General features: G+C 49.1%; 21 protein-coding genes and 1 rRNA gene. 7 read left to right on the top strand and 15 right to left on the bottom strand.

The annotated features are described in order from the left end of the window. A 16S ribosomal RNA gene (locus tag KJS63_RS09820) occupies positions 1-731 on the bottom strand; the annotation flags it as partial. Between the two features lie 575 nt (positions 732-1,306). On the opposite strand from KJS63_RS09820, the gene KJS63_RS09815 reads away from it, so the two are divergent. Then, positions 1,307-2,368: a hypothetical protein gene (locus KJS63_RS09815; protein ID WP_244862553.1), complete on the top strand. Its 1,062-nt coding sequence runs from the start codon at positions 1,307-1,309 to the stop codon at positions 2,366-2,368. A gap of 4 nt (positions 2,369-2,372) precedes the next feature. On the opposite strand, the gene KJS63_RS09810 is transcribed toward KJS63_RS09815, so the two are convergent. Then, on the bottom strand, positions 2,373-3,266 hold the full coding sequence (locus KJS63_RS09810; protein ID WP_213618915.1) for an MsnO8 family LLM class oxidoreductase: 894 nt from the start codon (positions 3,264-3,266) through the stop codon (positions 2,373-2,375). Positions 3,267-3,381: 115 nt separating this feature from the next. On the opposite strand from KJS63_RS09810, the gene KJS63_RS09805 reads away from it, so the two are divergent. Further along, positions 3,382-4,074 carry a metal-dependent hydrolase gene (locus KJS63_RS09805; protein ID WP_213618914.1) on the top strand — a complete coding sequence of 231 codons (693 nt, stop codon included), beginning with the start codon at positions 3,382-3,384 and terminating at the stop codon, positions 4,072-4,074. 108 nt (positions 4,075-4,182) lie between these two features. Here KJS63_RS09805 and pulA read toward each other — a convergent pair whose 3' ends face one another. The 6 genes from pulA to KJS63_RS09775 form a co-directional block, all read right to left on the bottom strand. Continuing rightward, positions 4,183-6,141 carry a type I pullulanase gene (gene pulA, locus KJS63_RS09800; protein ID WP_213618913.1) on the bottom strand — a complete coding sequence of 653 codons (1,959 nt, stop codon included), beginning with the start codon at positions 6,139-6,141 and terminating at the stop codon, positions 4,183-4,185. 298 nt (positions 6,142-6,439) lie between these two features. Beyond that, positions 6,440-7,186 (bottom strand): RNA polymerase sigma factor, encoded by a 747-nt coding sequence (locus KJS63_RS09795; protein ID WP_213618912.1) that lies wholly within the window; start codon positions 7,184-7,186, stop codon positions 6,440-6,442. A 78-nt stretch (positions 7,187-7,264) separates the two neighbouring features. Beyond that, positions 7,265-8,041 (bottom strand): TIGR00266 family protein, encoded by a 777-nt coding sequence (locus tag KJS63_RS09790; RefSeq protein WP_213618911.1) that lies wholly within the window; start codon positions 8,039-8,041, stop codon positions 7,265-7,267. Positions 8,042-8,189: 148 nt separating this feature from the next. After that, the gene (locus KJS63_RS09785; RefSeq protein WP_213618910.1) at positions 8,190-9,905 is read right to left on the bottom strand and encodes an ABC transporter ATP-binding protein; all 1,716 of its coding nucleotides are present in this window, start codon (positions 9,903-9,905) and stop codon (positions 8,190-8,192) included. Between the two features lie 33 nt (positions 9,906-9,938). Next, complete coding sequence (locus KJS63_RS09780; protein WP_213618909.1) at positions 9,939-10,973, bottom strand: FecCD family ABC transporter permease; 1,035 nt, start codon at positions 10,971-10,973, stop codon at positions 9,939-9,941. Next, the gene (locus KJS63_RS09775; RefSeq protein WP_213618964.1) at positions 10,973-12,025 is read right to left on the bottom strand and encodes a FecCD family ABC transporter permease; all 1,053 of its coding nucleotides are present in this window, start codon (positions 12,023-12,025) and stop codon (positions 10,973-10,975) included. Before KJS63_RS09775 ends, KJS63_RS09780 begins: the two co-directional genes overlap by 1 nt. Before the next feature lie 189 nt (positions 12,026-12,214). Here KJS63_RS09775 and KJS63_RS09770 point away from each other — a divergent pair, with 189 nt between their 5' ends. After that, positions 12,215-12,415: a hypothetical protein gene (locus KJS63_RS09770; RefSeq protein ID WP_213618908.1), complete on the top strand. Its 201-nt coding sequence runs from the start codon at positions 12,215-12,217 to the stop codon at positions 12,413-12,415. Positions 12,416-12,475: 60 nt separating this feature from the next. Here the strand turns inward: KJS63_RS09770 and KJS63_RS09765 are convergent, their stop codons facing one another. Beyond that, a complete protein-coding gene (locus tag KJS63_RS09765) occupies positions 12,476-12,979 on the bottom strand; it encodes a GNAT family N-acetyltransferase (protein WP_213618907.1) in 504 nt (167 codons plus the stop codon). A 302-nt stretch (positions 12,980-13,281) separates the two neighbouring features. On the opposite strand from KJS63_RS09765, the gene KJS63_RS09760 reads away from it, so the two are divergent. From KJS63_RS09760 to KJS63_RS09745, 4 genes are all read left to right on the top strand, one after another. Then, a complete protein-coding gene (locus KJS63_RS09760) occupies positions 13,282-14,250 on the top strand; it encodes a metal ABC transporter solute-binding protein, Zn/Mn family (RefSeq protein ID WP_213618906.1) in 969 nt (322 codons plus the stop codon). Between the two features lie 30 nt (positions 14,251-14,280). Continuing rightward, positions 14,281-15,042: a metal ABC transporter ATP-binding protein gene (locus tag KJS63_RS09755; RefSeq protein ID WP_213618905.1), complete on the top strand. Its 762-nt coding sequence runs from the start codon at positions 14,281-14,283 to the stop codon at positions 15,040-15,042. Between the two features lie 81 nt (positions 15,043-15,123). Then, a complete protein-coding gene (locus tag KJS63_RS09750) occupies positions 15,124-16,008 on the top strand; it encodes a metal ABC transporter permease (protein ID WP_374706277.1) in 885 nt (294 codons plus the stop codon). Further along, the gene (locus tag KJS63_RS09745; RefSeq protein ID WP_213618903.1) at positions 16,005-16,901 is read left to right on the top strand and encodes a metal ABC transporter permease; all 897 of its coding nucleotides are present in this window, start codon (positions 16,005-16,007) and stop codon (positions 16,899-16,901) included. Before KJS63_RS09750 ends, KJS63_RS09745 begins: the two co-directional genes overlap by 4 nt. Before the next feature lie 30 nt (positions 16,902-16,931). Here the strand turns inward: KJS63_RS09745 and KJS63_RS09740 are convergent, their stop codons facing one another. The 6 genes from KJS63_RS09740 to KJS63_RS09715 form a co-directional block, all read right to left on the bottom strand. Then, entirely contained in the window at positions 16,932-17,354 is a 423-nt protein-coding gene (locus KJS63_RS09740) for a DUF6157 family protein (protein WP_068618919.1), read from the bottom strand. Positions 17,355-17,840: 486 nt separating this feature from the next. Further along, on the bottom strand, positions 17,841-20,285 hold the full coding sequence (locus KJS63_RS09735; RefSeq protein WP_213618902.1) for a glycogen/starch/alpha-glucan phosphorylase: 2,445 nt from the start codon (positions 20,283-20,285) through the stop codon (positions 17,841-17,843). A 33-nt stretch (positions 20,286-20,318) separates the two neighbouring features. After that, on the bottom strand, positions 20,319-21,422 hold the full coding sequence (gene glgD / locus KJS63_RS09730) for a glucose-1-phosphate adenylyltransferase subunit GlgD (RefSeq protein ID WP_213618901.1): 1,104 nt from the start codon (positions 21,420-21,422) through the stop codon (positions 20,319-20,321). A gap of 19 nt (positions 21,423-21,441) precedes the next feature. Next, the gene (locus KJS63_RS09725; protein ID WP_213618900.1) at positions 21,442-22,629 is read right to left on the bottom strand and encodes a glucose-1-phosphate adenylyltransferase; all 1,188 of its coding nucleotides are present in this window, start codon (positions 22,627-22,629) and stop codon (positions 21,442-21,444) included. A gap of 337 nt (positions 22,630-22,966) precedes the next feature. Then, positions 22,967-23,584: an NUDIX hydrolase gene (locus KJS63_RS09720; RefSeq protein ID WP_213618899.1), complete on the bottom strand. Its 618-nt coding sequence runs from the start codon at positions 23,582-23,584 to the stop codon at positions 22,967-22,969. A gap of 115 nt (positions 23,585-23,699) precedes the next feature. After that, positions 23,700-24,770, bottom strand: a complete 1,071-nt coding sequence (locus KJS63_RS09715; protein WP_068618928.1) for a putative periplasmic lipoprotein — start codon at positions 24,768-24,770, stop codon at positions 23,700-23,702. Between the last annotated feature and the right edge of the window lie 77 nt (positions 24,771-24,847).

Below are 24,847 nucleotides of genomic sequence, written 5' to 3'. Positions count from 1 at the left end.
GGTGTTCCTCCACATCTCTACGCATTTCACCGCTACACGTGGAATTCCACTCTCCTCTTCTGCACTCAAGCTACCCAGTTTCCAGTGCGACCCGAAGTTGAGCTCCGGGATTAAACACCAGACTTAAATAGCCGCCTGCGCGCGCTTTACGCCCAATAATTCCGGACAACGCTTGCCCCCTACGTATTACCGCGGCTGCTGGCACGTAGTTAGCCGGGGCTTTCTTCTCAGGTACCGTCACTCCGGTAGCAGTGACTCTACCGGACGTTCTTCCCTGGCAACAGAGCTTTACGATCCGAAAACCTTCATCACTCACGCGGCGTTGCTCCGTCAGACTTTCGTCCATTGCGGAAGATTCCCTACTGCTGCCTCCCGTAGGAGTCTGGGCCGTGTCTCAGTCCCAGTGTGGCCGTTCACCCTCTCAGGTCGGCTACGCATCGTCGCCTTGGTGAGCCGTTACCTCACCAACTAGCTAATGCGCCGCAGGCCCATCCATAAGTGACAGATTGCTCCGTCTTTCCCAAGTCCCTCATGCGAGGATCTTGCGTATCCGGTATTAGCTACCGTTTCCGGTAGTTATCCCAGTCTTACAGGCAGGTTACCTACGTGTTACTCACCCGTCCGCCGCTAACCCAACGGTTTCCCGAAGGAAACCATTAGGTCCGCTCGACTTGCATGTATTAGGCACGCCGCCAGCGTTCGTCCTGAGCCAGGATCAAACTCTCCAATAAAGAATGAAACGTTCTTCTGACCCGAAGGCAGAAGGTCTTTCATTCAGGTGTTTGACTTGCTCATTTTGAAACTGACGAGAAAGGATGGAATTTCAATTTTCGCCGAAGCTCAATTGAAATTCATCCATTTTAATTCTCATTCGATCAAAGAACCGAAGTTCTTCAATCATGTATCTCACTCGTTGTTCAGTTTTCAAAGATCAATTTCTCATTTCGTTACTTACTCAGTTGCCATTCAGCGTCTCAGCAGCAACTCTTATATAATATCATGTTACCAAGCATTTAAGCAAGTCATAATTTTTACCAGTTTATCTTTTCTTACGAAATTAAACTGTATGAACTACTCTCATGCTCCCGCCAAATTACTTACCAAGCAATCGGCCGGAATATAAATATATCATGGAACCCAAGTGAATTGCAAGTGTTATTTCAAAAAAGAATTTTTCTAAATAAATCCAACCTTTAAATCGCGGCAATTTAAGAACATGATCAACTTGTAAAATGGATGCCATTTGTATCACCCTGTCTGCTGCTCCACATAAACTATCCTAAACCCATAGAAAAGGTGATGCGACTTGGCCAGTTTTTCAGCGGCTTTAAAGTTAAAAGAACAGCTATCTAGACAGATGCTGAAGAAAAAAGGCGTACATGGAATAGGTGTCGGCCTGAATAATCCCCGGAACCCTAAATCTGGAGCAGCCGTTATTGTCTATACTGACAAGGCGTTTACGGCACATACCAATAAGAAACTTCATATGACTGTAACTACTGCGGGGAAGAAATTAACCGTACCTGTAATCTACAAAAAAACCTCCGGATTCCGCCTACATGCCAAAGCGACAAATGATCTTACAGGAAGAATACGGCCTGTCGTTGCCGGCTACAGTGTGGGCACCCCTAACGTATCCGGTACCGCAGGCCTTATTGTAAGAAGCCGCTCAGGTAATCAAAAATACATTTTAAGCAATAACCATGTACTCAATGCAACCAATTCATCCAAATACTCCGTAACCATACAACCCGGGGGAGCTGATGGGGGAACCTCACCCAAGGACCGGGTAGGACACCTTGACCGATTTGTAAAAATAAGCAGCACAAAGCCTAATTTTATGGATGCCGCCACTTCCATTCCAACCCGCAACAGCTTGCTGAGCCCCACTTATGCCCAAATTGGCGTGATCCCCGGATACGTCACCTCTTACCGGGTCGGTGACAAGTTTAAAAAAGTAGGGCGTACCACTGGCCTCGTCAATGGAACTGTGGACTCCATTCACACGGATGTGCAAATCTCTTATGAAGGTTACGCGGATCTATCCGTAGTCACTTTCAAAGACCAGACCGTGGTGAAGGGCAGCACCCCCGTATCATTACCTGGGGATTCCGGATCAGTATGGCTGACAAGACAAGGAAATTATGCGGCAGCCGTTAATTACGCCGGCTCCAGTGATGGACGGCTGTCCATTGCTTATCCAATCAGATGGTTCATGCAGCGGTTCGGCACTGAGGTAGCCCGCCCAAGTGGAACTGGCACTGTAAAGACCATAAAGATTCCTGCAAAAGATAAAAATAAGTACATCCGTTCCTTAACCGCTGAACAGCTCAAGCAAATCAAACTGGTTCGGGCAAAAAGAAAATAATCACCTAAAGAAGCCCTTGGGCAATAAGCCTGTAACTATTGAGTCTGTGGTTGTAGTCCTGCAGCGGACTTACAATGAGGAAACTGTCGTTAGAGAGTGTGAACTGCACTTCCCTCAATCTGTCTAGAATCCGCTCAGGGCTGCCAACCAGAGTCCTGGCTAATGAAGTTTTGGATGTCCGGCCCAACGCTTCCGCCAGGGCATCCGTCTCAGCGCAAATAACCGAGACCGCGATCATAGTCTCTGGAGAAGCCCTGAGCTTCCCGGGCTTGAATTGCCCCCGGTAGGCTTTCAGAATATCACTGCCATCCTGATCACTCATGAAATGCCCGAACACAAAACCTGTTCCGAACTCTGCTGCATACCCGCAGCTCTTCGTATTTGTTCCAAGCATCCAGACCTTTGGAGGCTCTTTTGGCATCGGACGAGCCGTTACCTGTTCGCCCTCATACCGATACTCCCCCGTTAATAGTTCTGTTAAAGACCTTAAAGAATCAGGCATTTCGGCAACATGCTGCAGAAAGTTACCACTTAAAGCCATAGATGCATGAGCTGGCCCTCCTGGAGCCCGTCCTATTCCGAGGTCAATTCTTCCCGGATACAAACAGGACAATAAATGGAAAGACTCTGCAACTTTCATTGGACTGTAATGAGGAAGCAGCAGCGCGCCGGATCCAAGGCGGATTGTGTTCGTTCTAGCTCCAATGTGGGCCAGAAGTATTTCTGGAGAAGGACAAGCAAGTCCCTCCAGATCATGATGCTCGGCAGCCCAATACCATTCGTAGCCCCATTCCTCGGCCTTTTGAGCAAGACGAACTGTCTCCTGAATTGCATCCTCTAATCCATACCCGTTTAGAACTGGAGCAAGATCCAGCACGCCGAGCTTTAGTTTCTCCATATTCGCTCACTCCCTTTCATAAATCTATCTTCTTTGATTCGACGGGCAAAGGTGTGCTACTATATTTTAGTAAATTGATTGAAAATTAACATTTTAATTGATGAGGTGAGAATTAATGAAAATGACTTTCCTGGGACATTCTACAGTTCATGTAGACACTGGAAATCACAAATTTATTATTGACCCATTTCTTACCGGAAACCCGCTTGCAGCTGCAAGCGCCGAGGACATCAAGGTAGACTATGTGCTACTCACTCATGGACATTCGGATCATATCGGGGACGCGGAGTTGATCGCCCGCCGAAATGGTGCAACCATTATAGGTATCGTTGAACTCGCTAATTATTTTACAAGCCTGGGCCTTAAGACAATCGGCATGAATCTGGGAGGTTCTCTGAAGCTTCCGTTCGGGACCATTAAATTTACTCCTGCACTGCACACCTCATCTATAACCAAAGACGGGGTCAACCTTTATCTCGGGGCTCCGGCAGGGATTCTGGTACAACTGAACGGACACTCTCTCTACCACGCCGGGGATACCGCGCTGTTCAGTGATCTAAAGCTGATTGGAGACCGTCATCCGATCGATGTGGCGCTGATCCCAATCGGGGATTTCTTCACCATGGGGCCAGACGATGCCCTCTTGGCAGCACAGTGGATTCATGCCAAACACACGGTTCCAATTCACTATAATACGTTCCCTCCAATCGAGCAAAACGGGGAAGAATTCGTCAATAAGCTTCAGCAGGCTGGCCTTAAGGGTCATGCGCTTAAGCCGGGTGAATCACTGGATTTAACAGAGCTGTAGATCCAGAGCGGTCCAAACGTTATAACCGTGTAACTTATCTGCATAAATAAAAGAGACAGCTCTCCCAGATATAGCTGGGGCTGTCTCTTTACTATTTACCTACCGGATTTAGCCGGTAACGGCAAGAACAATCATGCCGATCCCTTGAACCTCAAGCTTATTTTCGCTTATATGGCGCACCGTCTCCGAACCATGAAGCACCTTCCAATCGCCCAAATCAGGGAGATCCACTGAAACTAGATCCTGTCTAGCATTGTACAGTACGTACAAATGCTGTGCCGAGTCACCACCCGCATGATTACGGAGGGTATACGCGACCGTTCTGCCAGGGCTGGCTTCAAACACTAGATGCTGCCGGATCAGCTCGGCCGTCTCAAGCCTGAAAGCGGGATGCTCCTTGCGGAGCTTGATCAGGTCTTTCATGTACTGCACATCTTCCTGGTATTCAGCACAGCGTTCCCAATCTACCCGGTTGACCTCGTCAGGCAGATTATAGCTGTTCTCGAATCCATACTTCGTTCTGCAGAATTCCTGGCCTGCATGAAGGAAGGAGATGCCCTGGCTTGTCAGCACAATAGAGGAAGCAAGTCTGTGCATTTGACGCCGGAGTTCATTCTCCTCGCCATCGACTGATACCAGAATCTTGTCCCATAACGTATGATTATCATGACATTCGGCATAATTGACCGTCTGGGAAGGCTCATGCGCAAATCCCTTGATCCAGTCGTCATAGGGGATACAAGCAGTTACGCCTATTTTAACCACATGCTCGCGCCCTTCTCCCCCGCTTACAAAACCTCTATCCCTGGCCTCAAACACATGACCTCTCAGACCATCCCGGATAACATCGTTAAAGAAGCCGATCCCCTTCATTTCTCCCGCCTGCAGCTGATTGGCCCTGCGGTGGGAAGGAAGCTCCGTCTCCATGATCCACCCTTCCCCTATGGTCAGAATGGATGGATCGATCATATCCAGCCTGTGCCGGATTTCATTCATGGTGGCTGTATCAAGCAAGCCCATGAGGTCAAAACGGAAACCGTCAATATGGTACTCCGTCGCCCAATGGACAACCGACTCCACGATGAATTTGGACATCATCTTGCGTTCGGAGGCCACATCATTTCCACAGCCCGAGCCATTAGAAAACTCCCGGCGATCATTATAGCGCAGATAATAGCCGGGAACGAGCTTTGTAAAATTCACGACATATCCATCATAAACATGGTTGTACACCACATCCATAATAACGCGGAGTCCCTCATCATGAAGAGTCTGAATCAGCTGCTTGAGCTCGCGAATACGGGTCTTTGGAGTATAGGGATCGGTAGCATAGGAGCCTTCGGGAGCATTGTAATTCTTAGGATCATACCCCCAGTTATACTGAGGAACGTCAAGGCGGGTCTCATCCACACTTTGTGTAGAGTAATCATAGAACGGGAGCAGCTGAACATGGGTGACCCCCATATCCACAATATGATCAAGACCGGTCTTGATTCCCTGCGGCCCTCGCGTGCCTTTCTCGGTTAATCCCAAATACTTTCCTTTATGTGTAATGCCGCTGGCTGGATGAATGGAGAAATCCCGGATATGCGCTTCATATATAATCGCGTCCGTAGCTTTACCGAATACAGGCTTATCCGCAGTCCAGCGATCCGGATCGGTCTGGGCCAAATCGATAATGGCCGCCCGGTCCCCATTAACCGCAACCGCTGTTGCGTATGGATCGGCAGCCTCATTCCACTGATCTCCGATGCGAACAAGATACGTATATAGATAACCATTAAGGTCTTCTTCTATGGAAACAGTCCAGGTTCCTTGAACACTCTCTTCCATAGCAATAATTCTGTCAGAGCGCCCGTCCCACGTGCGATACAATACAACAAAAGCCTCAGTGGCCGTAGGAGCCCACAGGCGGAACTTTGTCCGCTCCCGACTGTATCTGAAGCCCAGATCATCACCATCATAAAAGTAGTGATCATCGAACTCCGGTGAAAAAACAGAAATTCCTGCGGTTCTTGCAGGATCTCCATATTCAATATGAACATTCCTTTCGAGCTGTACGGACAAGCAGACTCACTCCCCGAAAATAATCATTCTGTTCGCTTCGGCAATCGTTTGCACAACAAACTATTTACCATTATAAAGGAGGTTGCCAGTGAATTAAAGACTTTTATATCCACAGCCCATGAATTTTCAAATTACCCACTTTATTTCATACTACCTATCTTTCATATTGTTTACATTGCGAAGCAGAATCCATACATAAGCCATAATGACAAGACCCATCTCATGCACAAGATGGATTGTGCCGTGAAATGGGTCACCATAACCGGGTTTTGCGGCTGTGATCCTAACAGAAATGAACTTATGCTGCCATAAAACTGGCGTTTGAAGGGGCGCCAGTGTCCATCCCTTGCGCCTTCTGTAAGCCGCCTTGACGGAGGCTCTGACGGTTCTTAAACACATTCACTACAGAGGATGGGTCGCCCACCTCGTTGTGCATCAGCTGGATCAGCATAGCGGCATCTTCCCGGCTGAGGGCCTGCAGATACTGCTGCACCTCCGCTTTGAATTGCTCCCTGTCCTCATTCATCTCATGGGAAATCTCGATAGGGTGACCACGAAGGGCTGCAAGAGCTGTTCTTGCCCGGTACAGCACGGACTTGACAGCTCCTTCCGTCATATTCAGCTTCAGAGCCACCTCAGGTGAAGAATAACCCAGAACGTCACGGAGAAGAAATACACAGCGCTGCAATGGTGACAGGCAGCTCAGCACCCGGACCACGGCTTCAGCAATCTCGGATTGGTCCACTTCTTCCTGTAACACCGGGTCAGGTCTGAAGTCCTCCAGTTTACGGCTCAGTACTTTGTGGCGCCGGACATGATCGATCCATCTGTTTCGTGCAGCTTTGAACATATATGCTTGGGCAAACTCCTTATCAGGAGTATTCTGAATCATAGGAAGGACCTTCAGGCATACATCCTGTACCAAATCTTCAGCGTCCCATTTCGAACCTGTAAGCGCAAGGCAGTATCTGAGCAGTGTTGACCGAAGCTCTGACAAATTCGGCCTTACGCCATTTAATTCTACACCGCTAGAATGATATGACATTTGTCTTCCTCCTTTTTCAAACCTTCTTCATTAGTACACGAAGAAGTCTTCATAAAGGATACGGTTAAAACCTGTAAATTATCTTTCAAACAAATTCCCCAAACCGCCAAGGATACTTCCCTCATCCTTGCGGCCAAAAGTTGCCGCTGAAAGGACACGATCTGCCATCCGGCTAAACGGAAGGGACTGTACCCATACTTTACCTGGCCCGCGAAGCGTGGCGAAGAACAGACCTTCACCCCCGAAAAGCGCGCTCTTGACCCCTTTTACAAATTCGATATCGTAGTCGATCCCAGCGGTCATAGCCACAAGACAACCTGTATCCAGACGAAGCACCTCACCCGGATTCAAGGTCCGCTCTATCACCAGACCGCCCGAGTGTACGAATGCCCAGCCATCCCCTTCAATCTTCTGCATAATGAATCCTTCGCCACCGAAGAAGCCGGCTCCCAGCTTCCGCTGGAACTCAATACCGATGCTGTTTCCTTTTGCCGAGCAGAGGAAGGAATCCTTCTGGCAAATGATTTTTCCGCCAAGCAGCTGCAGATCAAGAGGGATGATTTTTCCCGGATAAGGAGATGCAAAGGTAACATTTTGACGATAACGCCCTTCGTTGGTAAACACCGTCATAAACAGACTTTCACCGGTCAACAACCGCTTGCCGGCTCCCATCAATTTCCCCATCATTCCATTGCCTCTGGAGCCATCTCCAAAGATCGTCTCCATCTGGATGTCCTGATCCATCATCATAAAGCTGCCGGCTTCGGCCACCACGCTTTCTGAGGGGTCCAGCTGAATCTCCACACATTGCATTTCTTCCCCAATAATCCGGTAATCAATCTCATGAGCACTCATGTTCATCCGCCTCCAAGTTAAGTTGCATCTCGGGCCACTTCCAGCCCAACCGCTCATATATTAAAAATCAAGCAAATCACATCTTAAACATAATACAAAGGGGCTGCCCGGTCCATAATAATGTTCCGTCAGCCCCATATCGTTTCTGCTATGATCCAAACTGCGCCTGATGCAGTCTGCTGTATATTCCCCCGGCGGCAACCAGATCCTCATGAGCCCCTTGTTCCGATATACCTGACTCCGTCACCACTACAATACGATCCGCATTCTTAATCGTAGCGAGCCTGTGCGCAATAACAAGTGTGGTCCGTCCAGCAGACAGCTCGGACAGGGATTGCTGAATAGCCGCCTCCGTCTCCGTGTCCAGAGCGGATGTTGCTTCATCCAAGATAAGTATTGGCGGGTTCTTCAAGAACATTCTGGCAATGGACAACCGCTGCTTCTGTCCTCCAGACAGCTTAACTCCCCGCTCTCCGATAACCGTATCCATGCCGTCTGGCTGAGACCGGATGAAATCATCCAGACGTGCGTGCCTTGCCGCTCTCCATATCTCCTCTTCAGAGGCACCAAGCCGCCCATATTGAATATTCTCCCGGATGGAGCCGGAGAACAGGAACACATCCTGCTGAACAATTCCAATTTGTCTGCGCAAGGATGAGAGGGTCATATCCCTGATGTCTGTGCCATCAATGGATATTGAGCCTCCTTGAACTTCGTAGAATCTGGGCAGCAGGCTGCAGAGCGTTGTTTTGCCGGCACCCGAAGGGCCTACGAAAGCTACAGTCTCCCCAGTTCGGATTGAAAGGCTAACTTTATTAAGCACTGGTTCCTTATCCTCATATCCGAAAACAACGTCCTTGTAGACGATATCCCCTCTAAGATGGCTGACCTCCCGTGCTCCCGGTGAATCCTGGACATCCGGTTCAGTATCCATAATCTCGATGAACCGTTTGAAACCGGCAATTCCCTTGGGATAGGTCTCAATCACCGCATTAATCTTCTCGATTGGCCGGAAGAACACGTTGGACAGCAGCAGGAATCCAATAAACTCACCGTAAGTCAGCTCATGGCGAATAACAAACCAGGCACCGCAAATCATCACAAACAGCGATACCAGCCGCATCAGCATATAACTGAGGGATGTGTTAAAAGCCATGATTTTGTAAGACAAAATCTTGGTTAGACGAAATCTCTGATTATTAACGGCAAAAAGCTCTTTCTCATGCTGTTCGTTCGAAAAGGCTTGAACAACGCGGATTCCGCCCACATTGTCCTCCAAACGGGCATTAAAATCAGCAATATCCGTATACATTCTGCGGAAAGCACTGGTCATCTTCCGGTTGAAGTATAGCGCCAGCCAGAGGATCACTGGAACGATGATAAACGTGAGCACAGCCAGCTTCCAATTGATCGACAGCATAAGCAGGAATGCTCCAACCAAAGTCATGATGGCGATAACCAGATCCTCTGGGCCATGGTGGGCAACCTCCCCAATCTCGAACAAATCATTCGTGAAACGTGACAGCAGATGGCCGGTCTTATGATTGTCGAAGAAGCGGAAGCTCAGCTTCTGAAGATGCTCAAACAGCTTTTTGCGCATATCGGTCTCAATGTTGATCCCCAGCTTATGTCCCCAATAGGTCACCACAAACTGGAGCCACGAATTTAGAACATATATAACCAGGAGTGCACTGCAAGCCATGATGATGAGAGACCAGTCCCCTTTGGGAAGAAGCTTGTCCACCACGTAATTGACTGCGATAGGAAAGCCCAGCTCCAGAAGAGCCGCCACAATGGCTGAACAGAAATCAATAAGAAACAGACCCTTGTAAGGCCTGTAATAGCTGAAAAATCGACGGAGCAATTCCACCACTCTTTTCCTGGAAAATTGGACTGTCTATGATCTTGATTTGGCCAGCAAATACAGAAAATAAGGTGCACCGATAACCGCAACGACGACACCTACCGGTAAAGACGCGGAGCCGGCGATCCATCGGGTCACGGCGTCGGCCACAAGCATAAGCAGGGCTCCACACAGCATGGATGCGGGAATGAGCAGCTGATGCTTGGGACCAACCAGCCGCCGGGCCAGATGCGGGCATATTAACCCTACAAACGAGATGGCGCCTCCCACCGCAACACAAGCTCCTGCAAGGGCAACCGCAAGCGCCATAATCCGAAAGCGTGCCCGGTTCACAGAGGTACCGAGTCCTATGGCAGAAGAATCGCCCAACGTCAGAATGTTGAGCACCCTGGCCTGATATAACGCATAAGGGATAAGAATTATGAGCCAAGGCAGGAACGCTGCGACATAGGTCCAATCTGTGCCCCGGATGCTCCCGGCCAGCCAGGTGTAAATCAACTGGTGGCTCTGCGGATCTAAGCGCAGTGACAGTACCAGCGTAAGGGCGTTGATTCCGGCAGCCGTGCCGATTCCGCCAAGGACAAGACGCATGGCGGACATCCCCTGCCCCTTTTTATAGGCAAGAGAATAGATGAGCACGGCCGCAGCCGCAGCACCCGCAAGTGCCAGGACCGGCATCAGATAGACAGAACCGAGCAGCTCCTCGGGATAAAAATAAACAAAAACGAGTACAGCTAATCCGGCTCCGGAGTTGATCCCAAGTATCCCTGGTTCTGCCAAGGCATTCCCTGTAACCCCTTGAAGCAGGCAGCCGGAAAGTGCAAGTCCGGCTCCCACCAGAATGGAGATAATAATTTCCGGCAGCCGGAACTCAAACAGAATCAATTCCTGCTTGGCCGTTCCCTGCCCGGCTACAGTACGAAATACTTCCGTTGGCGTAAGCCGGATCTGGCCTAAATTCATACTGATCAGAAACATCACCGCAATTAATATCGCAAAAACAGCCATCACCCATATGGCGCGGGTATGCCTGTTCTTCTCTCCCTGAGACAGCACAACCTTCTTCATCACAATCCCCTCCCTGTCCGCCGGATATAATAGAAGAAGAAAGGGACGCCGATGAGGGCGATCACAGCACCAAGCGGAGTCTCATAAGCGGGATTTATCCACTGGCCCACAATATCAGCGGTGATCACAAGAAGGCTGCCAAGTACAGCCGAGCAAGGAATGATCCATCGATAGTCCACTCCCACAAGACCTCTGGCTACATGGGGAACCACCAAACCGACGAAAGCGATCATGCCCGCTACGGCAACGCTGGCTCCGGCCAGAACCATCACGATGAGCAGGGCCGCCGCCCTCACCCACCCTGTCCGCAGGCCAAGCCCTGAGGCGACTTCATCTCCCAGATTCAGGAGTGTGATCTGGCGTGAAAGAAGCAGCGCAGCGATCAGAGCTGCAATGGACCATGGATACATCATGTCAAGCTGGGTCCATTTCACTCCCCCAAGTCCCCCCGCATACCAGAAAGAAAGCTCCAGCCCAATATTGAAATATACAGCAATGCCTGTGCTTAAGGCGACAAACAACGCGCTGACAGCTGCCCCTGCCATAGTCAGGCGGAATGGGGTTAATCCCCCTTTTGCCATCGCTCCGATCCCATACACCATTCCAGCAGCGGCAGCTGCCCCGGCAAAAGAACAGAATAAAATCCCTGCCGAATGCAGGGTTGGAACAAAGGCAAAAATTAGGGCAACCGCAAAGCCGGCGCCCGCATTAAGCCCCAAAAGTCCGGAATCGGCTAGCGGGTTACGGGTCATTCCCTGCATTAAGGCGCCTGCCACAGCTAATGAAGCCCCAACCAGGATTCCTGTCATTGCCCGCGGAATCCTCAGTTCCCGGACGACCTGATGAAGCTGCGATTCCGGGTTGAAATGGGTGACCGCCTGCCAGACGGTCTCCAGTGGAATATGTACTGATCCGGTTGCGATCGACACAAAGGTTAACACCGCAAGAGCAGCCAGTCCTCCGAGCAGAACCATGCCTGCGATCCAAGGCCGGCTGTTCTTCTGCAGCTCAGATAAAGCCGAATCTTTTGCTGAAATTGACAATTCTATCATTCCTTTTAGCGTATGCAAGAACTTGCTCTCGTGCACAACGCTGGCAGCTTATAAAGTCTACAGTTCATTTTATTGATAATGATTCTCATAGTCAACAATTTATCTGGGATAACCCTTACAAACGTCCATACAAATTGGACTTATGGATAATATGATGTGTATTATCCCAGGGAGAGGAGTTGTTTAACAATGGCATTGCAACCTTCCAACTGCCAAGGTCCAAAACCGATCGCAGGAGACCGTAAGGTGATCTATGAAGATGTGTATCAGCGCAAACCCGTACCGGTACTTCATGAGATTGAAGTGGTTGAGCGCATTCACCTTGTACCGGTTCCTATCCATCATTATGTGGTCAAGAGAAGGGTAGAATACTGCGGTTACGATTGCTGACCGAATTAAAGAGCAGCCTATTCAGGACTGAACGGCTGCTCTCGCTCTCTCTTAAAGCTTTTAAATCTTCCTGCCGACGATGACCAGATCCCTCAGAACGCCGTCCAAGTTCGCCACCTCAGGTAAATATCCCCACTGATCGAATCCGAACTTCTCCAAGAGAGCCAGGCTCGGCTTATTATGAGCAAAAACAAATCCGACAAGATTTGATAAGGACAACTTTGGAGATTCCTCAATCGCCTTCTGAATCAGGACTTTACCGATTCCCTGACCCCGGTATTCTTCAGCAATATAAATACTGATTTCTGCTGTCCCGTTATAGGCCGGCCGGCCATAAAAGGATTGAAAGCTGAGCCAGGCCGCAACCTCCCCATGAATGCGAAGCACCCAAAGCGGCCGAAAATCCGGAGAATGCTCATGGAACCACGGAATCCGGCTTTCCACGGTGACCGGGTCCAGATCCGCGGTAACCTGCCTGCCTGCAACCGTTGAATTATAGATTTCCACGATCCGTTCGAGATCGCTTAATTGAGCATCTTCTATTGAATATGAAGCTGTAGACATGGTGCGCCTCCGGTAAGGTTATTTTGAAAGAAGCCTCGTTCAATAGAATTATTATACCTTGATATTGTGGATGGTAAAGAGCGCAAACCGTGTGTGATATGGGGATTGCAGGAAATCTGTTTTTTGCCCTAGGGAAAAATTTTGTTGTACACGCATAATTATTGCTGTATGCTAATATTGTGGTTGTAACGAAATACATACGTGTTTTTTTGCTCTTAATGTTTCCTTAAGGAAAAATATATGCGGATAGGAAACATGCCTGTCTATCTAGTTACTTTAAATCCAAAGGAGATGAAGAACAAATGAACAAATCTACTCCCCCACGCCAAAAGAGATCTGCCAGGCCCAAACTCATAGCCCTGGCGCTGCTGATCAGTCTATCTGCTCTTGTCTCAGGCTGCGGCAAGGACTCAGCTTCCTCTTCGCCGGATACCGGGAAGCTGAAGATCACCGCCACCACCGGCATGATAGCGGATCTTGCGAAGGAGATTGGTGGCCCGCATGTGCAGGTTACCGGCCTAATGTCCGCTGGCGTGGACCCGCATCTCTACAAGGCTTCCCAAGGCGATATCCGCAAGCTTGATCAGGCTGACATCATTCTATACAACGGACTTCATCTGGAAGGGAAAATGGTTGAAATCTTTGAAAACATGGCAAAGAAGAAAACCACAGTGGCCGTGTCTGATCCTATTGACCGGTCACTGCTCCGATCAGGCGCGCTCATGAACACCGAGTATGATCCCCACATCTGGTTTGATGTCAGCCTATGGATGAAAGCGGCTGGTACGGTGCGGGACACGCTGGTTCAGAAGGATCAGACCCATGCAGAGGATTACAAAAAGAACGCTGACCGCTATATAAAAGAACTTGAAACGCTCCACAAGGAAGTCGCTGCGAAAATCAGCACCATTCCTGAGTCAAGCCGGGTCTTGGTAACGGCTCATGACGCATTCGGTTATTTCGGAGATGCCTATCATCTTAAAGTGATGGGGCTTCAAGGAATCAGCACCGCATCCGAAGCCGGTACCAAAGATGTAACCGACCTAAGGGACTACCTGGTGGAGAACAAAATTAAAGCTGTGTTCATCGAATCCAGCGTGCCCCGCAAGGCGATTGATGCTGTAATTCAAGGGGCCAAGGAAAAGGGCCATGAGATTAAGATCGGCGGAGAATTGTTCTCCGACGCCATGGGTAAAGAAGGTACCCCGGAAGGAACGTATATTGGCATGATCAGACATAATGTGGAGACCATGGTCAGCGCATTAAAATAGTTTTCTTTTATCGTAAGGAGGGTTCCAACAATGAATCATAGTCCGCTTGAAATTCGCGGCCTGTCGGCTGCTTATCAGAAGAAACCGGTGCTCCGGGACATCAGCTTCACCGCACCTGAAGGCAGCCTGATCGGAATTATCGGTCCGAATGGGGCAGGTAAATCCACGTTGATCAAAGCTGTGCTGGGTCTCATTCCCCGCCTGTCGGGAGACGTGACCATCTATGGGAAGCCCTATGTTCAGCAGCGCAAGATTATAGGATACGTTCCCCAACGGGAATCGATTGACTGGGACTTTCCCACAAGCGCGCTGGATGTGGTCATGATGGGCCGGTACGGGCATTTAGGCTGGTTCCGGCGTCCAGGTGGGCAGGAACGGCGGATGGCCATGGAGTGCCTGGCCAAGGTCGGCATGTCCGATTATGCCGGCCGGCAGATCAGCCAGCTGTCCGGTGGTCAGCAGCAGCGGGTATTTCTGGCACGGGCTCTGGCCCAGGATGCCAGCCTGTATTTTATGGATGAGCCTTTTGTCGGGGTGGATGCCGCCACGGAGAAAGCGATCATCACCCTGCTAAATGAACTTAAGCAACAGGGCAAGACCGTGCTTGTGGTTCACCATGACCTGAACACGGTAAAGGAATATTTCGATTGGGTTGTTCTGCTGAATGTGCAGCTTGTCGCCTCTGGATCTGTGGACAGCACATTTACCGCTGACAATCTGCAGCGGACTTATGGTGGGCGATTGGCCATTCTTGAGCGGGACCCGCATGGCGAATTAATTAACCAAACTTAAGAAGCAAGGAGGATGAACAAGGTGCCCGATTGGTTCATTATTTTTCTAGACCCAAATGCCAGGTGGATTCTCCTCGGATGTATGCTGCTCGGGTTCAGCAGCGGAATCATAGGCAGCTTCTCCTACCTGCGCAAACAATCGCTTATGGGGGATGCCCTGGCCCACGCCGCACTGCCGGGGGTCTGCATCGCCTTCATGCTGAGCGGCTCCAAGTCCATAGGGTTATTCCTGATTGGTGCGGCAGCCGCAGGCTTCATCGCTACCTTCGGTATCGGATACATTACCAGACATACGCGGATTAAGCAGGATAGCGCACTCGCCATCGTACTCTCGGTATTCTTTGGTTTAGGCACGGTCCTCCTGACCCATATTCAACACAGCGGGAACAGCAATCAGAGCGGACTAGATAAATTCCTGTTCGGTCAGGCAGCCTCCATGGTCGGGGATGATGTTATGGTTATGACAGTAACTTCCGTTCTGCTTGCCGGGATATGCTCCCTACTGTACAAGGAATTTAAGCTGCTCAGCTTCGATCCGGGGTTTGCCCGTGGACTAGGTTACCCGGTGGCCTTCCTGGACCAGCTCATGATGTTCCTTATGGTCGTTGTGGTAGTGGTCGGCATTCAGGCCGTTGGCATCGTATTAATGGCTGCTCTTCTGATAACCCCTGCCGTATCGGCAAGGTATTGGACCGAGAAGCTCGGTGTTATGGTGGTACTCGCAGGTCTATTCGGGGCACTCAGCGGTTTGGCAGGCACCTTCATCAGTGCTAATGGCAGCAACCTGCCTACAGGTCCGTTAACGGTGCTTGCTTCTACTGCGGTGTTCCTAGTCTCCTTAGGTTTTGCGCCGGGAAGAGGACTTATATCAAAGCTGCTTATCCGCAGAACCGCCAAACGAAGATACACCCAACAGCTTGCGTCCACAGCAGGGTACGAGCTGGAGCGGAAGGAGAAAGCCCTATGAGCGATTTATGGATTATTGTTACAGGCGCGCTCGTAGCCAGTGCGTGTGGGATTGTGGGCTGCTTCCTGGTTCTTCGTAAAATGGCCATGGTCGGGGATGCGATCAGTCACTCTGTGCTGCCTGGGATTGTAATTGCATTTCTGGTCAGCGGTTCGAGAGATTCGTTGTTCATGCTGCTGGGGGCCGCAGGCATAGGTCTGGTCACCGTCCTGCTGATCCAGCTTATCCACCAAAGCGGACTGCAGTCGGATGCCTCCATCGGAGTTGTGTTCACAGCACTCTTCGCCATCGGCATTATATTGGTCAGCGTCTACACAAGGGATATTGATCTGGATTTAGACTGTGTGCTTTATGGGGAAATTGCTTATGTTCCGTGGAATACGCTGCAAATTGGCAGTTTGGACATCGGTCCGAAAGCGGTCTGGGGAATTGGGCTTGCCCTGCTGTTAAGTGTAGCCATCATTGGTATCTTCTATAAACAGTTCAAGCTTACATCTTTTGATCCGGCATTTGCTGCGGCGGTTGGCATTCCCGTGGCGCTGTTCCACTACCTTCTAATGAGCCTGGTCTCCGTCACCACTGTGGCCTCCTTTGAAAGCGTGGGCGCCATACTTGTCGTCGGCATGCTTGTTGTTCCACCTGCAACGGCTTATCTTCTGACCGACAGGCTCGGACGAATGATGATCTACAGTGTGGTCATTGGGTGTATAAGCTCGGCTGCCGGCTATTATACGGCCCAGTTTCTGGATGCGTCCATTGCTGGAAGCATGATCACCACCGCTGGGCTCCTGTTTGTAATAGCCCTTCTCTTCTCCCCTCGGCATGGCGTGCTTCTTCGCAAATGGAAGCAGCGGAGAATACTGGCTGATGCAGCAGCCGAGCCGTTTGCCTAACAAGTTCGGTCAGTCCCCTGTCCTGCCCAGTCATTTGGCCCGCTTGGATCGCATAGCTGGAAGCAGGGACGGCTTGCCTTCCCCTGGCTGGGTGAACTCACGGTATTGCTCTGTCTCCATTCCATATATTGCAATCCTGCCCTGCTCATCATAGTGGATACCCCACCCGTATTTCTTCGGCAGCTGGGAGGCTCTTAGGCACGCATGCGGCTTCTTGAACAGCTCAGCACGAATTTCATCCGCATGACTGCTTACATAATCTTCAGGCAGCTCTTTATGACGGATATGAATTTCGTAGAGCAAGTCCTCTTCAGTGAACTTATAAGGATTTTTTGACAAAAGCTCGTACTCAATCTCATAAGCCGTCTTCTTCGCCCTGCCTGAGACCGGAACTACACTTGTTTCAACCGGACAGTCTTCCGCTATATAAATGAACGTATTTGTATAGCTCATGTTCCATCCAACCTTTCTTTTCCGAATTGGTACCTTACCCTATTATATACCAGTCCGCACTTTTGCAAGCGGGGGTAAAGACCGTCTCGAGGGTGTCGTACACCCGCTCAGAAACGAAAGTGGTCAAGGGCAGAAAATCCGCTCGTTGTCTGCGGGCGAACTACATGACATGACCTTTCACGAACGGCTTTGGCAATCTGCCGAGAGGAGCAATCCGCTATGTATAGACGTAAATGATGACTTAACGGTTTCTTTTTGTGTTTCTATTGGGGACGCACGAAGCAGCGGAGAGAACGAAGCATTTCTGGAAAAGCGGTAGCGGTCGCCTTTGTCCCCGATATATCTTCCTTTAAGAAGGAGTTCAGGATATTCGGGGACAACAGCGATTGGAGGAAATCTTCGTTCCGCAGCGTCCTTAGGACAGACAAAGGGGCCTCCCTAAGTAAAATGACTTTAGGGACAGCCCCTTTCTATAAATATAATGAATTAGTTCATGGACAGCTCGTGAACCGGATCGATTCTCCAGATTTCTGACGCGTACTGTTCTATCGTACAATCGCTGGAGAATTTGCCGGAGTGGGCAATATTCATAATTGATTTGCTGAGCCACTCCCTCGGGTTCCTGTAAGCAGCATCTATTCTCTGGTGAGCATCGGCATAAGGGGCGAAATCCTTAAGCACAAAGTATTCATCATTATGATTCAGAATAGAATCATACAAGGTCTCAAATTCTCTTGGTGATGTGCAGAAAGGACCTTCATCCACCAGTTGGTCCAATATCCTGTGAATACGCTCATCACTCAAATAGATGCCTCTGGCGTCATACCCACCATACTGATAATAATTGAGCACTTGATCCGAATGGAGGCCAAAGATGAACATATTCTCATCCCCAAGCATCTCATACATCTCCACATTGGCTCCGTCCAGCGTGCCAATCGTTACAGCCCCGTTCATCATAAACTTCATATTCCCTGTACCGGATGCTTCCTTGGAAGCGGTGGAGATCTGTTCACTGATATCTGCCGCCGGAATAATCTTCTCGGCCAAGGATACCGAATAATTCTCCAAGAATACCACCTTCAGCTTATCTCGAACATCAGGGTCCCGGTTAACGGTATCGGCCACCGTATTAATCAGCTTGATGATCCGCTTGGCCAGATAATAACTTGGTGCGGCTTTGGCCCCAAATATAAATGTTCGTGGAACCAGATCGCAGTTCGGGTTCTGTTTAAGCTGATTATATAAGTGCATAATATGAAAAATATTCATCAGCTGCCTCTTGTAACCATGCAGACGTTTCACTTGAACATCGAAGATCGAATTCGGGTCCACGCGAATTCCGTTTTTCTCTTCAATATATGCCGCCAGCTTAAGCTTATTCTGATGCTTGATCAGGTGGATTCTATCCTGGAAGCCGGAGTCATCCCGGTATTTCTCGATTTGGATCAGCTCACGCGGCTCCCTAATCCACCTGCTGCCAACAGACTCCGTAACCAGCTCAGCAAGTCCCGGATTCGCATGCATCAGCCAGCGGCGATGTGTAATTCCGTTCGTTTTATTATTGAACCGGTCTGGAAACAGCTCATAGAATAACCTCATTTCCCTTTTCTTCAGGATGTCGGTATGAAGAGCCGCAACCCCATTCACACTATGGCTTCCCGCGATGGCAAGATGGGCCATTCTGACCTGGTCTCCACTAATAATGGCTAGACGGTCAATCCGTTCCTGATCGTCCGGATTCTGTTCATGCAGCATCAGGCAGAAACGCCGGTTGATTTCTTCAATAATCATATAGATACGGGGCAGCAGTTCTCTGACCATGGTTGTTGGCCACTTCTCCAGAGCTTCGCTCAGCGTCGTATGGTTCGTATACGATACCGTCCGCACGGTAATATCCCATGCCTGTTCCCAGCCATAGCCTTTCTGATCCACCAAGATGCGCATCAGCTCCGGAATAATCAGCGTGGGATGTGTGTCATTAATATGCAGGGACACTTTCTCAGGCAGCCGATCGTAAGGAAGACCGAGCTTCTCAAAGGTTCTCAGTATACTCTGAAGTCCAGCCGAGCAAAGAAAATACTGCTGCTTCAATCTAAGCAGCTTGCCTTCATACTGGGAGTCATCCGGGTACAGGAATTCCGAGATTTGTTCAACTGAGCGGTTATAGTTCAGAAATTTATAATAATCATAGTGCTTGGAAGCCATTCCCCTGCTGCTGCCGAGCATGGCAGACTCCGCACTCCAGAGCCGCAGTGTATTAACATGATGGTGTCCGGCCCCGATCACAGGCACGTCGTAAGGTACTGCCAGTACAGATTCGTAATCGTGTGTCTCGAATATCCACCGGCCGTTCTCTTCACGCGCTTCCACCTTGCCCCAGAAACGGACTTCAACAGTCTTGTCCGCGCGTCTGACTTCCCATTCGTTTCCTTTCTGCAGCCAATAATCCGGAAGCTCCACCTGCTCCCCATCAATGATCTTCTGTTCGAACAATCCGTATTTGTAACGAATGCCGCATCCATGACCCGCATATTGCAGCGAAGCCAAGGAATCCATGAAGCAGGCGGCCAGACGGCCCAGCCCCCCGTTCCCCAGCCCGGCGTCGGCTTCCTGCTCCTCAATTTCTTCAAGACTCCAGCCCAGCTCCTGAAGGCCATCACGGACGATGTCCAGAATTCCAAGGTTCAGCAGATTGTTTCCCAAGAGGCGTCCAATTAGAAACTCCATGGAAAAATAGTAAACCTGCTTCTCTCCCCGCTGCTTATATTGACGGTTCGTTGCCGCCCAATCCTTGCCTGCATACTCACGGATTAATCCGCTAAGTACCTTATATACGTCGGAGCTCGTCGCTTCTTCAAGTGGTGTCCCCAATTCTCCAATTAGACTGTCACTGAATACCTGCTTAAAGCTTTCCTTATCGGTGAACAAAATAAATCCTCCTGTCGGGCACTCTGTAAGTAATTAAAGTGTGCTGCTCTTGGCTATAACAAACGGTCTCCTCACATCTCCGACCAGCATACGGTCAGGTGGAAGATTCACGTCCTTATCCAGAATCACGTTCTCGATCACGGCGTTCTCGCCAATCTCACACTTCTGCATCACAATGGAGTTAGTAATTCTCGCACCCTTGTGCACCTTAACCCCTCTAAAGAGAATGCTGTTCTCCACAGTTCCCTCAATGACGCATCCGTTAGCGACCAGCGAATTGTTAACAGCCGCGTTGTCGAGATATTTTGTAGGTGCCTCATATTTTATTTTCGTATTTACAGGCCGTTCTTTGAATAGACTTGTGTAATTTTCCGGGCACAGAAGCTCAATACTGTTCTTATAGTAGCTTTCGACCGAGTTAATTACCGCATGATAGCCCTTATACTCGTAAGCAGCGATCTTAAGCTGCTTATGGTTACGCTGAATCGCATCCCTGAAGAAATAGCTGTCTCCATGGGCGATGCAGTATCTGACCTGCTCGAGAAAAAACTGCTTCTCCATAATGAACATTTCCATATACACGTTAGGATGGTCTTTCTCGTGATGTATATTGGTTACGTAGCCTTGATCATCCACTTCAAGTCTCAGACACGGATCGTGCTCCGGCTCAAGCTGATCTACCCTTGTATAAATCAGCGTCACATCTGCCCCCATCTTGCGGTGATAATCATAGGCATCGCAGAAATCCACCTTGCTTATATGCTGACTTCCTGAGTGCAGAATGTACTTCGCCTTACCCCGCTTGAAGAAATCCATATTGTTGCGTATATGCTGCAAGTCTCCGTGGGAGGTATCGGAGGCATCATTCCAGTCTGGAGGCAGAACGAACAGGCCACCTCTCTTGCGGTCCAATCCCCAAGGTCTGCCTTCACCCAAGTGGTCCATCAGGGAACGGTATTTGCGCCGGACAAATACGGCGATATCCTGCATTTCCGCATTCACCATATTCGACAGCACGAAATCAATTAGACGGTATCTTCCGGCAAATGGAACTGCGGCGCCGCAGCGGAAATACGTCAGCTCGTTTAATAGATCCAGCTCATGATCAAGATTGATAACGCCCATTAATTCTGACATGCCTAGAACACCGCCTTTATTATAAATGATTTATCGGGATTGGAGTTTCTTGGTCGTCTGCTAAACCGGCTGTGCCTAATTCTTCGCTCGTAATCAACAGAATCTCATCGGAATCTTTGGGGTTCGGCTCAAGAACAGTACCCTCCGGGATAACCAGATTCTCGTTAATAATCGCCTTGTGTATCCGGACGTTGTTCCCGATCTTCACATTAGGCATAATGACGGAGTCCGTGATCACACTGCCCGTTCCGACCTCCACCCCGTAGAACAGAACCGAATGGTCCACCAAGCCGTGTACAACACATCCTTCATTGATCATACTATTGGAGACCTCGGCCTCCGGTGCAATATACTGGGCGGGCTGGTTCGGGCTTCGGGTATAAATTCGCCAAGAGGGATCGTTCAGATCAAGAGGAGGCTCATCAGACAAGAGATCCATATTGCTCTGCCATAAGCTTTGTACGGTACCGACATCTCTCCAGTAGCCTTCAAAAGGATAAGCATAGAGAACCTTGCCGTTACTTAACATCAGCGGAATGATATCTTTGCCAAAATCAAAGGAGGATTCCGGATTCCGTTCATCCTCGTAGAGATGCTTCTTCAGCACATCCCATTTGAATAAGTATATTCCCATGGATGCAAGCGTGCTCTTCGGGTGCTTCGGTTTCTCCTCAAATTCATAAATGCTCAGATCTTCGTTTGTATTCAAAATACCGAACCTGCTGGCTTCCTCCGTGGTGACGTTGATCACCGAAATGGTGCAGTCCGCATTCTTTGCCTTGTGGTACTCCAGCATGGCGTCATAGTCCATCTTATAAATATGATCACCGGACAGAATCAGCACGTGCTCGGGATTGTACTGTTCAATAAATTTCAGATTCCGGAAAATAGCATCTGCGGTGCCTCTATACCAACTGCTGCCATCTTCACGTTCATGGGGAGGAAGAACAAATACGCCGCCGTCTTTTCGTTCCATATCCCAATCACTGCCCACCCCAATATACGAGTGAAGCACTAATGGCTCATACTGGGTAAGTACACCCACCGTATCAATGCCTGAGTTCGAACAATTACTTAGAGGGAAATCAATAATTCTGTATGTTCCGCCGAAATAGACAGCAGGTTTCGCCAGGGTCTTGGTGAGCCCTTTGAGTCTTTTGCCCTGCCCGCCGGCCAGAAGCATGGCAACCACTTCTTTCTTGTTCATACAATAGCCTCCTCTACAATCCGGGGCCGGTCCAGACTTCCGGCACGGGTTATAAGAATATGAATATGCTCCTGGAGCCGTTTCTTAGGCCTCTTTCAGAAGATTAATATAAATAAAAGGTTAATCCGCCTCACAAACAATAGAACAGATTAACCTTACCGGAATCACTTAGCTCGGGGGCGAGTAAGTACTCCTATTCAAGATATATATAAACAAGATCCGCTTCTGATAATCCAGCTAGGTACCTAATAGAGCTTAAATAGCTGGTTATACTCACAAATTATGGGGCCCGCCTTTGTATGAACAAGTAAATTTAACGACGTACCCGATTTAAGCTCTAGTCCAATAAAGACTCGGTCTCTTGGTTTCTTACCATTTGAAGCAAGCATCTGATTTGCTCCGGTGTGTTTCTCTCGAGTGACAGCTCTGGAAGCTGGTCCTCCGCAAAGTAACCCACTTCCGACGTTTCGATTCCTGGTGCTGCTTCCCCACTAACCGCCTCACATAATATAAATATTTTGTAGACATGGTACGGTGAAGGGGGATGGTGATGAAATTTCTTATCCAGTACACCAAGCAGCCGGACTGGGGCAACCTTCAGTCCCGCCTCTTCTTCCACTTCCTTAACAACGATTTCCTTCGGGGATAGACCAATATCCGCCCAGCCTCCCGGCAGAGCCCAGCCCCCATCGGCCTTCTCGCGCACTAATAGCACCTGATCTTCTTTCACGATGACCCCACGGATATCCACCTTGGGCGTTGCATACCCGGTTTCAGATGCGAACAGCTCCCTGATTAAGGCTGGCTCTACGTCTGAATATTCATTTAAAATCTCAATGCTTAACTCTCTTAATTGTTCAAACCGCTCCAGATCGTAAATATCTTTGGAATAGGCCAATCCATTTTGACTGATTGCCTGGATCTGCTTCGCCCACTCAAGCCATCTTAAATCCATAAGAAACCCCCCATTCCATTTTCCACAATTATACAGCACCAGACAGACAGGTCTCAAAAAAAAGGACCGGATACTAAATCGTATCCAGTCATTGGGTTTACTTCGAATTATTCATTTATGGCACCATATATCTGCCATTCGTCTGCTGCTCAATTTCTTTGAGCTCTGTGGAGGTCTGGTTCAGGAGATCAGTAGTCTCCCCCTCTGCCCCTGCCCATTTCACTCCAATAAGATAACCTTGCTTGGTCACTGCCGAGAACAGCAAAGAGAAGCTCTCCGGCACAATTTCCCCACCATCATCGACTCTCCATGTTGTTATTGGATCATAATCGGCTACGTAGTCTTTAGTGACCAGCTTTGAAGCGGTCTTAAGAATGATCGAGGCGGTCACTTTATTGCCTTTTTTCTTGAACTCGGCCACGTAAACCTTATTGCCCTTCCCAAAATGGGCTATCTCCCAAATATTCTTTAGCTTCAAGGACTTCAGCTTCTCCAGCTTCATCTTGACTGAAGGCTCCACTTTCGCCTTAATCTCATTCGTAACCGGAAGAACTGCTTTCACATTCACCTTTTTGCTGTTCACCAAATAATAGGTGTCGTTTGGAACCGCTTTGCCTCCTACAACCTGATAGATAACACCAGCCATATTATCGAAGTTCTTCGCCCATTCCCTGCCATCATTTTTGCTATTCGAGTCCTGCTTCCTCACATATTTAATAGTCAGTACTTTACCGCCATCCCCAATGGCTCTGTCCATCTTCGTATCTGTAGTATTTGAATAGAGGATCAGATATTTGCCGGTTTTGTCGGCAAAGCTGTATGTGTCTGGCAGCTTACTTGTGTCTAAAAATTGAGCTGCTGGGGCTTTCCTGGCCTGGGATGTCTTCCTTTGTTCTTTGGAACTCGATGCCAACCTGATCTTCCCTGAGCTTTCGTCCAGGCTTATGACGGTCGGAGTTTCGGATGTATCTTTGGAGATATAAGCGCTGCTGGTTTGTTTGTTCTCCTCCCTAGGATCTGTGTGGTTTGCCGCTTCTGTATTACTGGTTTGATCTGTTTGTAGGTTATTGTCCTGTTGGGTACTCTGATTGCTTTGCTGTGCGGAATCCGTCACGCTGCCGCTGTTCTTGCCAGAGCATCCTCCAATGACCATGGCGGTCAGGAGCACCAGTAGCAATTTTTTCATTAACACAGCCTCCCTATGTTCGTTATCCAATTTCTTAAACGTAGAGATGGCAAATATGTTTCAAAAATTACCAAAAA

The organism is Paenibacillus sp. J22TS3 (assembly GCF_018403205.1).
GTDB classification, from domain to species: Bacteria; Bacillota; Bacilli; order Paenibacillales; family Paenibacillaceae; genus Fontibacillus; species Fontibacillus tuaregi.
This window is presented reverse-complemented; position numbering and strand designations above follow the sequence as displayed.